4 protein-coding genes (1 of these 4 cut by a window edge) are annotated in these 13080 nt (G+C 75.2%); all 4 read right to left on the bottom strand.

Annotation, left to right across the window (positions count from 1 at the left end):
• Tightly spaced (each overlapping or abutting the next), the 4 genes in view from SMD11_RS36905 to SMD11_RS29960 form a layout consistent with a single transcriptional unit that may run on beyond the window.
• Positions 1-1080, bottom strand: partial view of an SDR family NAD(P)-dependent oxidoreductase gene (locus SMD11_RS36905; protein ID WP_199843981.1) — the start only. It extends 10617 nt beyond the left edge of the window; 1080 of the gene's 11697 nt are visible here — the first part of the coding sequence; the start codon lies at positions 1078-1080; its stop codon lies off the left edge, out of view.
• Positions 1077-10823, bottom strand: coding sequence for an SDR family NAD(P)-dependent oxidoreductase (locus SMD11_RS29970; protein WP_199843980.1), 9747 nt, complete (start codon positions 10821-10823; stop codon positions 1077-1079). The genes SMD11_RS36905 and SMD11_RS29970 overlap by 4 nt, the downstream gene beginning before the upstream one ends.
• On the bottom strand, positions 10820-12811 hold the full coding sequence (gene asnB / locus SMD11_RS29965) for an asparagine synthase (glutamine-hydrolyzing) (protein WP_087929422.1): 1992 nt from the start codon (positions 12809-12811) through the stop codon (positions 10820-10822). The genes SMD11_RS29970 and asnB overlap by 4 nt, the downstream gene beginning before the upstream one ends.
• Positions 12799-13080: an acyl carrier protein gene (locus SMD11_RS29960; RefSeq protein ID WP_087929421.1), complete on the bottom strand. Its 282-nt coding sequence runs from the start codon at positions 13078-13080 to the stop codon at positions 12799-12801. The genes asnB and SMD11_RS29960 overlap by 13 nt, the downstream gene beginning before the upstream one ends.

The following is a 13080-nucleotide window of genomic DNA, read 5'->3' as shown; positions in this document are numbered from 1 at the left end:
CTGGCCGCGGTTGCCGGTGACGGCCGCGCCGGACGAGAAGGTGAGGAAGAACTCCAGCGGCGCCGCCCCGGTGGCCCGGTCGAGGTGGACCGTTCCGGCGACCTTCGGCGCGAGGATCCGGTCCCACTCCTCCGGTGTCTGCCGCGCGAGCGCCGCGTCGTGGAGCACCCCGGCGGAGTGCACGACGCCGTGGACCTCGCCGGAGTCCTCGCGGACCCGGGCGACCAGGTGGCGCACCTCTTCCCAGCGGGAGACGTCCGCCCGCTCGTAGCGGGCTTCGGCGCCCAGGGCCCGCAGCTCGCCGAGGAGCGCGTCGGCGCGTCCGTCCCGCGGCCGCCGCCCGACGAGGACGAGCACCGGGCGCGCCACGTCGCGGGCGATGCGCCGCGCGACGACGGCGCCGATGCCTCCCGCGCCACCCGTGATCAGGTAGACGCCGCCCGCGCGCCACGGTGTGTCCGCCGCGCCGCCCGTGCGGGGCGCGGCCGGGGTCCAGTCGCGCACGGCGCGTTCGCCGTCGCGATAGCGGACGACGGTGTCCTCGCCGGCGCGCCGCGCGTTCTCCGCGACGAGCGCGGCGACGGCGTCGCCCGTGGGGGTGCCGTCGAGGCCGATGACCTGCCCGGCGATCCGGGGGTGCTCCAGGGTGAGGGTGCGCAGGAGGCCGGCGAGGGCCGTGCCGACGGTGTCGTCGCCGCCCGACGGCGTGACGACCTGCACGAGCGTCGTGCCGTCGCGCTCCTCCGCGATCACCTCGCGGAAGGCCTCGAAGACCTGCCGCGAGAGGTCGGTGAACCGGCTGTCGAGGCGCCGCGCCGTCGTGGTGACGGTGACACAGCCGACACCGGGGACGCGCCGCTCGACGTCGGGCCGCGCCTGGGCGAGGGCGCCGCAGAGGATCACGACGCGGTGGGCGTACGGGCGTTCGTCCGCACCGCCCGTGACGAGAGGCGCGGGTGTCCATGCGGGGACGAGGAGCACGGTGCCGGTGGCCACCGCCTGCCCGTCGACGGAGACCCGCGGCCCAGTGGGCTGCCCCGGCCCGCCGTCGTGACGCCGGTCGACGGGGGTGCCGGTCAAGGTCCGGGTGGCGGCGGGCACAGCCCCGGCGGGCACAGCCCCGGCGGGCACAGCCCCGGCGGGCACAGCCCCGGCGGGCACAGCCCCGGCGGGCACAGCCCCGGCGGGCACAGCCCCGGCGGGCACAGCCCCGGCGGGCACAGCCCCGGCGGGCACAGCCCGGCGGGCACAGCCCCGGCGGGCACAGCCCCGGCGGGCACAGCCCCGGCGGGCACAGCCCCGGCGGGCACAGCCCCGGCGGGCACAGCCCCGGCGGCATCCGGCGCGGGCGCCGTGCCGCCGGCTGCCAGGGTGCCCGTGGCTCCCGAGGACCCCGCGGCTGCCGGGCCTTCCGGGATCCAGTGGCGCTCGTACGCGAACGGGTACACCGGCAGGTGGGCCCGCTTCGGCGGCCGGGTCCCGTGGAGGGAGCGCCAGTCGACGGCCTCGCCCTCGGTCCAGCGGGCCAGGAGCGACGCGAGGTCGCCGCCCGCCGTGGCACCGGGGCGCGCGTCCGGTACGGGCGACTGCGCGGTGGGGCCGCCGTCGTGGGCGACCCGGCCCCGCGCGCCGCCGGTGACGCGCTCGTCACCGGCGAGGAACTCCCGGAGCCTCCCGGCGAGTTCGCCGCGCGAGGCGACCACCCAGCCGACGCGCTCGGCCATGGCCACGCGGCCGGCCTGGAGGGTCCACGCGATCGAGTGGAGCCCGGCGGGCGCGTCCGTCTTCTCCAGGTACGCGAGGAGGTCCCGCGCCCGCTCGTGGAGCTGCTCGGCCGTGCGGGCCGACAGCGGGATCAGCGCCTCGGCGCCGTCCGCGTGGCCGTGGTCGCGGCCGTTCCCGTGGGTGGCATCCACAGCCTCGTACTCCTTGTGCGTGTCGTCACCTTGGTGGTCACCGCTCTCCTCGTACTCCTCGACCACGACGTGGCAGTTCGCGCCGCCGAAGCCGAAGCTGCTCACGCCCGCCCGGCGCGGGGCGGGGGCGCCCTCGCGGTCGCGCGGCCGCCGCCAGGGCTCCGTCTCCCGCACGACGCGGAACGGGCCGCCGTCGAGCTCGATGTACGGGTTGAGCTCGCGGCAGTTGAGCGTCGCGGGCAGGGCGCGGTGCCGCATCGCCAGCAGCACCTTCAGCAGGCCGGCGATGCCCGCCGCCGCCTCCAGGTGGCCGATGTTCGTCTTCACCGAGCCGAGCCCGCACGTGCCCCGGCCGGTGGCCCCCAGCCCGCGGAACGCGGTGGTGAGCGCGCGCACCTCGACCGGGTCGCCGAGGGCGGTGCCGGTGCCGTGCGCCTCGATGTAGCCGACGGTGTCGGGGTCGATGTCGCCCATGGCGGCGGTGACCAGCTCCGCCTGCGCGTCCGCGTTGGGCGCGGTCAGCGAGTTGGCGCGCCCGCCGTGGTTCTCGGCGCTGCCGACGAGCACGCCCAGGACGGCGTCGCCGTCCCGCTCGGCCGCGGCGAGCGGCTTGAGGACGACCGCGCCGACGCCCTCGCCCCGCACATAGCCGTCCGCGTCGCTCGCGAAGGTCTTGCACCGGCCGTCCGGGCTCAGCATCCCGGCCCGGTGCGCGCTCACGAACGTGTCGACGCTCAGGAGGAGGTTCACGCCACCGGCGATCGCGGCGTCGCAGGCTCCCGACCGGATGGCCTCCATCGCGCGGTGGACGGCGACGAGCGAGCTCGAACAGGCGGTGTCCACCGGCTCGCTGGGGCCGCGCACGTCGAGGACGTACGAGATCCGGTTGGCGAGCATCGAGTGCGCGTTGCCCGTCGAGGTGAAGGCGTCCGGCGCGACGCCGTGGGTGGTGAGCAGCGTCGCGTAGTCGTTGCCCGAGACGCCGAGGAAGACGCCGGTGTTCGCCGGCAGGGCGGCGGGGGTGTACGCGCTGTGCTCGACGGCGTTCCAGACCGTCTCCAGGGCCAGGCGGTGCTGCGGGTCCATCAGCCCGGCCTCGCGCGGGTAGATCCGGAAGAACCCCGCGTCGAACCCTTCGGCGCCGTCGAGGACACCCGCGCGCTTCGGGAAGTCGGCGTCGGCGACGACCCGGGCGTAGGCCGCGCCGTAGCGGTGGGCGGGGAAGTCCGTGACGGAGTCCTTCCCTTCGGCCAGGTTCGCCCAGTACGTGTCCAGGTCGGGCGCGCCGGGGAAACGGCCCGCCGCGCCGACGACCGCGATGGGCATCGGCGCGCCGGCGGCCGGGGCCGCGGGGCGGGGCCGGGTGCCGGTGGCGGCGGCGGTCCGGGGGGCGCCGGCGGCGGGGAGCGACCGGGCGTACGCCGCGCGGACGGGCCCCTCGAACTCCTCGGCGAGGTGGCGGCCGAGCGCGCCGAGCGTCCGCAGGTCGAAGAAGACCGCGGGGCTCAGGGTCACCCCGAAGCGCTCGCGCACCCGCTCGGAGAAGGTGACGAGCGAGATCGAGTCGAAGCCGAAGGCGTCGAACGTCGTGCGGTCGTCCAGCTCGTCGGGGGCGAACTTCAGGATCGCGGAGGCGAGTTCGCGCAGCTCGGCGACGGCGAACGGGACGATCCCGGTGCCGGTGGCCGTGTCCCGTACGGGCGCCGGCGCGGGCCGTGGCTCCGGTACGGGCACCGGCCGCTCCTCCCTCTTCATGTCCGCTTCCCTTTCCTTTCGCGGGGGTTCGCCGTCGTCGCACCGCACTCCCGTGAGCTCCCCGAGGGCCAGGCCGTCGCGGTCCAGGAGCCGTACGCGGCCGCGGGGGCCGTCGGTCTCGAAGAGCGCGTACGCCACGTCGGCGGGGGCGCCGGAGACCTGGATCTCCTCGATCCCGGACGGGGCCGTCCGGGCCCAGTGCGGCGCGTGCGCGCGCTTGGCCACGAGCCGGAGGCCCTGGGCCACGGCCGTGAGGACGTGCGGCGCGAGGGTGAGGTGGCGCGCGCTGTGGTCCTGCCGGAGCCGCGGCGCGGTGAGCGCGAGGACCAGCCGGCCGTCGGGCAGCCAGGAGGCGTTCCGGACGCCGGAGTACAGCGGGTCGTGGTCGAGGCCGCCCTCGGCGAGCTCGGCGAGGAACTCCTCCCCGGACAGGGTGTCCACGGCGTCCCGGCCGGGCGTGCCGGCCGGGAGACCCTCCCCCGGGCCCGGCCGCCCGCCGCCCCGGTGGACGTCGAACTCGGCGACGACCGTGCGCGCGCCGGTCGCGTCCTCGGCGGTCACGACGCCGGAGGCCGTCCCGGCGCCCGTGACGGCGAGGGCCGTGACCAGGCGGGTGGTGGACGCCCACGGCACCGGGCCGGGCAGCCGCAGGTCGCGGACGACCGGTGCGGCGGCGAACCCGGAGGCCTTGGCGGCGGCCAGGGCCAGATCGGCGGCGAACGTCGGGGCGACGTCGCGTTCCTTGTCGTGCCGGTGGCCGTAGTCGAGGAGGTCGTCGAGGTGGACGTCGAGGACGTAGCGCAGCCCGTCGATGTCGGACGCGTTGCGGCCGAGGAAGGGGTGGAGCTTCTCGCGGAGCGCGAGCGGCGCGGTCACGGACGGCGCCTCCGGCTCCTCCTCCGCCCAGCAGCGCACCCGCTCGAAGGGGTAGGCGGGCAGGGGGACGCGCCGGGGCGGGCGCGGGCCGGTCAGCTCGCTCCAGTCGACGCTCCTCCCCTTCAGCCAGGTCGCCGCGAGCGCGCGGGCCGTGCCCGTGCGCGGGTCGTGGCTCGCGAGCACGGCGTCGGTGTCCCGGTCGCCCGCGAGGTAGCGGTCGACGGCGGCGAGGGCGGCGCTCCTGTCGCCGGCGAGGAACGCCCAGCGGCGCGGCAGTTCGTTCTTGCCCACCCGGAGGGTGTGCGCGATCGACGGCAGCGTGTCCTCCGCCGCCCCGGCCAGGTAGGCGCGGAAGCGGGTGAGGGAGGTGGCGAGGGCGGCGTCGGTCATGGCCGAGAACACGAAGAGCTGTGCGCCGCCGTCGTGCGCGTACGCCTCGCGGCCGGTGCCCCGGTACTCCTCGACGACGATGTGCGAGTTCATCCCGCCCGCGCCGATCGAGGTGATGCCGGCCCGCCGGGGGTGGACGGTCTCGCGCCCGCCGTCCGTGGTGACGGCCGGCTTCCAGTCGGCGAGTTCGCGCTGGACGCGGAAGGGGGTGTCCGCGAAGGCGATGTCGGGGTTGAGCTCGGAGCTGTGCAGGGACGGGGCGAGCTTGCCCTCCCGGAGCTGGAGGACCACCTTGGCGAAGCCGATCATGCCGGCGGCCGCCAGGAGGTGGCCCGCGTTCGACTTGACCGAGCCGAGGGCGCAGAACCCGGTGTCCCGCGTGTGCTTCCCGAAGGCGGTGGTCAGTGCCTTGACCTCGATCGGGTCGCCGAGCGAGGTGCCCGAGCCGTGGCCCTCGACGTAGCTGATCGTCCGGGCGTCGACCCCGGCGTCGTCCAGGGCCTTCTCGACGGCGCGCGCCTGCATGTGCGGGTTGGGGACGGTGAAGCCGTTGCGCACGCCCGCGTTGGTGAGCGCGGTGCCCTTGATGACGGCGTGGATGTGGTCGCCGTCGCGCTCGGCGTCGGCGAGCGGCTTCAGGACGACCGCGCCGACGCCCTCGCCGAGGATCGTCCCGTCGGCGCCGAGGCCGAAGCTGCGGATGACGTCGGAGGTCGCCGTGGTGAAGTGCTCCTGCGAGGAGGTGATGAGGTTGTACGGGTGCAGGAGGAGGTTGACGCCGCCGGCGACGGCCATCCGGCACTCGCCCGCCCGGAGCATCTGCACGGCCTGGTGGACGCAGGTCGAGGACGCCGAGCACATGGTGTCCAGGAAGATGGACGGCCCCGTGAGCCCGTAGAAGTACGACAGCATGTTGGGGAGCGTCCCCGTGTAGCTGCCGGTGGCCGGGGAGCCCCGGGTCAGGCTGTTCTGGAAGCCGTAGAGGTTGTAGTGGTTGCTCATCGTCCCGGCGAGGACGGCGACGTCGCCCTGGTACTGCCGCTGGATGGTCTCCCGCGAGTAGCCCGCGTCCTCCAGCGCCTCGACGCCGGCCTGGAGGAACAGCCGGACCTCCGGCGACATCCGCTCCGCCTCGCGCTTGGAGACGCGGAAGTAGCGGGGGTCGAACTTGTCGATGTCGCGCAGGAACGTCCCGGTGCGGATGGCGCTCTTGCCGGGGACGGAGCGGTCGGGGCTGTGGACGGCGTCGTGGTCCCAGCGGTCGCGCGGGACCTCCTCGAAGGTGTGGCGGCCCTCTTCGAGGAGCGACCACAGTTCGTCGAGGGTGTCCGCTCCGGGGTACCTGCCGGAGATGCCGATGACGGCGATGTCGTGGCGGTCGTCGCGGGACGCCACGGGGGCGGGGGCCGGGACGGGGGCGGTCATGGGCACGGGCGCGGCCGGCGTCCGCTGTGCGGCGGGGGCCGTGCCGAGGACGGTCGCCAGCCGCTCCCGGTGCGCTTCCACGAAGTAGCCCGCGACGCCCTCGATGTTCACGTACTCGAAGAAGAGGGTCTTCGAGAGCGGCCCGAAGCGCTCCTCCAGGCGAGCGGTCATCTCCAGGATGCTGAGGGAGTCGATGCCGTACTCGATGAGGTTGACCGTCGCCTCCATGGTGGCGGGGTCGCGGTGGATCACCTCGCCGAGGAGCTCCTTCAGGAGGTCCTCGGTCCGCTCCTGGAGCGCGCCGCCGAGCGCGGGCGCGGCCCCGGCGGGGACGGTGCCGGCGGGCTCCGGGGACGGGCCGGACGGCAGGTGGGCGAGGGTCGCGTCCGCTCCGTAGGCGACGACGACGTGTTCCGGGGCGTCGTCCAGGACGCGGCCGAGCACCCGGAGGCCCTCCTCGGTGGGGAGGGGTTCCCAGCCGCGCTGCGCCCGCATCGACTCGCGCGTCAGGTCGTCGACGGTCATCCCGCCGTCCGCCCAGAGCGGCCAGCTCACGGCGGCCGTGCGGCCCGTGCGCTCACCGGCGTCGACGAGCGCCTGCCGGTGGTGCGCGAAGGCGTCGAGGAAGGCGTTGGCCGCCGCGTAGTCCGCCTGCCCGGCGTTGCCGTAGACGCCCGCGACGGAGGAGAAGACGACGAAGAAGTCGAGCGCGAGGGCGCGCGTCGCCGCGTCCAGGTTGAGGACGCCGCGCACCTTCGGCTCCAGCACCGCGGGGAGGTCGGCGGCGTCCTTGCGGAGCACGTAGGCGTCGCGGAGGACGCCGGCGGCGTGGACGATCCCGTCGATCGCCCCGTGCTCGCGGGTGAGGTCGCGGACGGCGCGGGCGACGTCCTCGGCGCTGCCGGTGTCGGCGGGGAGGTAGTGGGCGTCGACGCCGGCCGCCCGCAGCGCGGCCAGGGCCTCCTCGCTCGCGGGGCCGGGGGCCGAGCGCCCGCTGAGGACGACGGTCACGCCGGGGTGCCGGGCGAAGTAGCGGGCGACGTGCCGGCCCAGGCCGCCGAGGCCGCCCGTCACCCAGTACACGCCGCCTTCCTTCAGCGGCGGCACTTCGGGGCCCGCCCCGAGCGCGAGGTCGGCGGGCAGCCACGCCTGGCGCGCGCCGTCGGCCGTGCGGCGGACCTCGGTGCCGGTCTCCCGGTCGGCGGCCTCTGCGCGCAGGACGTCGGCGATCCGCCCGGGGTCCATAGTGTCGAGGCCGGCGACGCGGACGACGCGCCCCGAGACCAGGGGGTTCTCCAGGGCCACGGTGGCGAGGAGGCCGGTGAGCGGCGCGTGGAAGTGCCGGGGCACGCGGTCGTCGACGAGCACGACGAAGCGGTGCGGCGTCCTCGGGCGGGCCGCCAGGACCTGCTGGACCCGTGCGAGGACGAGGCCGAGCACGGTGTCGACGCCGTCGGCGAGGCGGCCGGGCGTGAGGTCGGGGAGGTGGGTGAGCGTCAGGCCGGGGGTGCCCTCGATGCCGGGGGTGCGGGCCGCGGCCTTCCCGGTGAGGAACGCGTGCACGGTCTCCGTGCCCGCTTCGGTCCCGGTGGCGGGCGGCGCGTCCGTCCACCCGCACGTGGCCGTGACGACGCGCGGCCCGGCGGGCTCCGTCCTCGAGGTGCCGGTCCGCTGGACGAGCCCGCGCAGCCGCACGCCGATGACGCCTTCCGTGTCGCAGAGGTCGATGTCGAACACGGCGGCCGTGCCGCCGCCCGGCCGCCGGCGGACCACGGCCCAGGCCACGGCCGCGCACGGGCGGTGCACGTCGATCCGTTCCAGCGCGAACGGCATGGTCGGTCCCGCCGGGCTCCGGTCGGCCGCCATGAGGACGAGCGAGGCCTGGAAGGCCGCGTCCAGCACGCTCGGGGGCAGGACGCAGCCGGCGTCCGGGGCAGGGGCCTGGATACGCGCGAGGAGCTGCCCGTCGCCGAGGTGGATCTCGCTCAGGCCGCGCAGGGCGGGCCCGTAGTCGAGTCCCTGGTCCCGGAAGGCGGCGTAGGCGTCCTCGGGGGCGCGGGAGGTGCGGCAGGCGGCGCGGAGCGCGCCGAGGCCGAGGGTCTCCGGCTCCTCGGGCGGGAGGAGTTCGGCGGTGCCCCGGCCGTGGACCACGGCCGTCGCGGCGTCGCCCGCGGTGGTGGTCACCTCGAACGCGAGCTCTCCGGCCGCCTCCCCCGTCCTGGGCGTCAGGCCGACGTGCACGTCCACGGGCGCGGCACCGGCGACGAGCGGGCGCGGCCACACGACCTCGCGGAGCCGGACGGCCGGGAGCTCCCCGGCCGGCGCGCCGGCGGGGTGCCCGGTGGCGTCCGCCACCGCCGCGCGGGCCATCTCCAGGTAGGCGACGGCGGGCAGGACACGCGCGCCGCCCACCCGGTGTGCCGAGAGGAACGGCTCGTCGCCGGTGAACGTGGAGGTGTAGCGCTGTCCGGTGAGGCCGGAGGTGTTGCGGTGGAGGAGCGGGTGGAGGCCGGGGGCGCCCTGCCCGGGGTCCGCCGCCGGGGACGTGAACCAGTGGCGTTCGCGGGCGAAGGGGTAGGCGGGGAGCCGGACGCGGCGCGGACCGGCGGCCCCGGCGGCGCGGGGCGGCTCCGGCAGGTCGGCCGTCCCACCGCGCGCCCAGCGCGCGGCCGTCTCCAGCAGCGCGGCCGCGTCCTCGGCGGGCGCGTCCCCGGCCCGTACGGCCGCGCCGGGGTGGGCCTCGGCCCCGGCGAGCGTGCCGGCCAGGAAGGCTTCGAGGGCGTCGGTGAGTTCGGGCACGGAGGAGACGACGAACGCGACGCGGGCGGGCATCGGCTCCCGGCCGGCCCGCAGGGTGTACGCGATGTCGGCGAGGTCCTGGCGGGGCCGGATCCCGGCCGCGGCGTCGCCGGGCTGCGGCGGGCGGAGGTGGGCGAGGAGGCCCTCGGCCACGGCGCGCAGCCGGTCCGGTGTCTTCGCCGAGAGGGGGACGAGGTGCGGGCCCGCGGGGGCGGCGGGCTCCGCCGAGCCGTCCGCCGGGTGCTCCAGGTGTTCCTCCAGCACGACATGGGCGTTGGTGCCGCCGAAGCCGAAGGAGCTGACGCCCGCGCGGCGCGGCGCGGGACGCCCGTCCGCCCCGGCGGGCGGCTCGGGCCAGGGCTGGGTGTCGCGGACGATGTGGAAGGGGCTGCCGTCGAGCTTGATGAGCTTGTTGCGGACCTCGAAGTTGACGGTCGCGGGGAGCTTCCGGCCCGCGAGGGCGCCGATCACCTTGGCCATCCCGGCGACGCCGGCGGCCCCTTCGAGGTGCCCGATGTTGGTCTTGACCGAGCCGATCCCGCAGGACTCCGGCTCCGGGCGGGTGCCCTGCGCCTCGTGGAGCGCGTGGAAGGCGCGCTTGAGCGCGATGATCTCGATCGGGTCGCCGACCGGGGTGCCGGGGCCGTGCGCCTCGACGTACGTCACGGTCTCCGGCCGGATGCCGGCGCGGGTGTAGAGCCCTTCGACGAGGCTCGCCTGCGCGGCCGGGTTGGTGACCGTCAGGGAGCTCGTGCGGCCGCCGTGGTTGGTGGCGACGCCCTTGATGACGGCGTGGACCTGGTCGCGGTCGGCGAGCGCCCGCGCGAGGGGCTTCAGGAGCAGCACCGCGCCGCCCTCGCCGCGGACGTAGCCGTCGGCGCCCTGGTCGAAGGCCCGGCACTCGCCGGTGCGGGAGAGCATGCTCGCCTGGCTGAACGCGACGAAGTGCTTCGGGGACCAGCAGAGGTTCACCCCGCCGGCCAGGGCCACGGAGCAGTCGCCGTTGCGGAGGGCCGAGACGGCCTCGTAGACGGACACCAGCGAGCTGGAGCAGGCGGTGTCGTTGGTGATGCTGGGGCCTTGGAGGTCGAGGAAGTACGAGACCCGGTTGGAGATGATCGAATAGGCCGTGCCGGTGGGGAAGTAGGCGTCGGTCCTGGCCTTCCCGCGCTCCATCAGTTCGGCGTAGTCGGCGTGGCAGACGCCCATGAAGACGCCCGTCCGCGTGCCCGCGAACTCGCTCGCGCGGTATCCGGCGTCCTCCACGGCCCGCCAGGCGAGTTCGAGGGCGAACCGCTGCTGGGGGTCCATGGTCTCCGCCTCGCGCGGGGAGATCTGGAAGAAGGAGGCGTCGAAGCGGTCGGCGTCCTCGATGAAGCCGCCCCAGACGCTGCTGGTCTTCTCGGCGCCGCGCCGGGGGTCGCCGAAGTACCGCTCCTTGGACCAGCGCTCGGCCGGTACCTCGGAGATGAGCGAGCGGCCGGCGACGAGGTGCCGCCAGAGCTCCTCCAGGGTGTCCGCGCCGGGAAGGCGCAGGGCGAGCCCGATGATCGCGATGTCGCCGGTGTCCTCCGGGGCGTTCGCCGGGTTCTCCGGTGCGCTCGCCGGGTTCCCCGGTGTCTCCGGGTCTTCCGGGCTCCCCGGGGCTGTGAACGTGCTCATCGCATTCCTCCGGCGCGCGGCAGGACCCGTCGGTTGTCGACGACCGTCCGTACCTTCAGATCGGCTTCCGGCGAGGCGTCCGGCCGTGCCGTGTCCCTCACGAACTGCTGGTCGAGGAGCGCGGTGGAGAGCAGGTAGACGAACGCCTGGTCCTCCTTGGTGCTGATCTCCTCGGCGGGGGTGGTCATGATCTTCGCGACCAGCTTCCGGGCGAAGACGGGGTCGGCCCAGCCGAGCTTCTCCAGCTCGGTCCCGGAGAGGACCAGTTCCAGGTAGTCCGGCCGCCGGTCCTTGAACACGGCGCTGCCGGGCGCGCGGTAGGGCTGTTTGCGGCGGGCCAGGCTGGAGGCGGGCAGCTCGCCGCGGAAGGCCTTCTTCAGGATGGCCTTCTCCTCGGACCCGTCGTCGAAGCGGAGGTTCACGGAGGCGGCGGCCCGCACCACGGCGGGGTCGAGGAAGGGGCACCGGTTCTCGACGCCGTGCGCCAGGCCCATGCGCTCCCCCTGGGTGGAGAGGAGGTAGCCGGCGAGGAGCGTCTTGTATTCGAGCCACTGCGCCTTCCGCACGGCGCTCAGGTCCGCGTAGCCGGGCGCGGTGCGCACCGTTTCGAGGATGCCGGCGAAGGGGTCGACGCCGCGGTCCTTGAGCAGGCGGGCGGCGAACCGGCCGTTCTGGTAGCGGAGTTCGTGCGAGAAGAGGCCCGGGAGGCGTTCCTCGGAGAACTGCTGGAAGAGGCCCGCCATGTGCTTCCGGTGCGCGGGCCCGAAGTGGGCGAGCTCGGGGTGGAGGCGGGCGAGGCCCGTCTCGCGCTCCTCGCCGGACAGCTCGTGCCACGAGGCGCGCAGCATCGTCTCGCGGAACAGCGAATAGCCGAGGAACGCCTCGTCGGCGCCCTCACCGCTCAGGACGGTCTTGACCCCGGAGTCCCGCACGTGGCGGGAGAGGAGGTACATCGGGACGAACGCGGTCCGGAAGGCCGGGACCTCGGCGTGGTGGACGGCCGCAGGGAAGTGCTCCGCGATGTCGGCGGCCGTCACCGTGACGGAGGAGTGGCGGGTGCCCAGGTGCGAGGCCACGACCCGCTGGCTGTCGGACTCGTCGAACTCCGCGTTCTCGAACGCGACGGAGAACGTCCGCACCTCGTGCGGGGAGAGGTCGGTCGCCAGCTTCGTGACGACGGAGGAGTCGAGGCCGCCGCTGAGGTAGACGCCGACCTCGACGTCACTGCGCAGGCGCAGCTCGACGCTCGCGCGCAGCGTCTCGCGGACGAACGCGGCGGCGTCCTCCTCGGATCCCTCGAACGGCGGGGCCGTGAGGTCGAGTTCCTCGTACGTGCGCAGGGTGCGGCGGCCGCCCCGGACGGTGAGGACGCCGCCCATGGGGAGCTGCCGGACGCCCTCGAAGGGGGTGCGGTCGGGCAGCGGTGTCCACACGGCGAAGACGGAGGCGAGCTCGCGCGGGTCGAGCGTGAACCGGAAGCCGGGGAAGGCGCGGAAGGCCTTCATCTCCGACGCGAAGAGGAGGGCGCCGTCGTGCTCGGTGTAGAAGAGCGGGCGCTTGCCGTAGCGGTCGCGGGCCAGGAAGAGGTCGCCCGTGACCGCGTCCCTGACGGCGAAGGCGAAGGCGCCGTTGAAGCGGGTGAGGCACTCCGGCCCCCACTGGATCCAGGCCTGGAGGACGACCTCGGTGTCGCAGTGCGTGCGGAACGGGCGGCCGAGGGCCCGCAGCTCCTCCCGCAGTTCGAGGTGGTTGTAGAGCTCGCCGTTGAAGGAGATCCAGTAGCGCTCCGCCGGGTCGGACATCGGCTGCGAGCCGGAGGCGAGGTCGACGATCGCCAGCCGGACCGTGCCCATCGCGAAGCCGTCGTCGAGGTAGTAGCCCGCCTCGTCCGGGCCGCGGTGCCGGATGAGCGACAGCATCGAGGTGACGACGCCGGGCATGGCGCCGGGGTCCAGCGACGGCGCGAGGAAGCCGGCTATCCCGCACATGAGGCGTCCCCCCGCCCGGCGCCCTGTCCGGCGAGCTTCCGGGCCACGAAGGCGTCGATCGCGTCGAGGGAGACGAAGACGTCGGTGAGGATCTCCTCGTCGGTGACGCCGATCGAGAACTCCTCCTCCAGGAAGCTCATGAGCTGGATGTATCCGAAGGAGTCCATGACCCCCGCCTTGAAGAGGTCGGTCCCGCCGGTCACCTCGCCGCCGAATTCGACGAGGAAGCGGTCCTCGATGAACTGGCGGATCCTGTCTGTTCTGTCCAT

It is taken from the genome of Streptomyces albireticuli, assembly GCF_002192455.1.
Classification (GTDB): Bacteria; Actinomycetota; Actinomycetes; order Streptomycetales; family Streptomycetaceae; genus Streptomyces; species Streptomyces albireticuli_B.
This window is presented reverse-complemented; position numbering and strand designations above follow the sequence as displayed.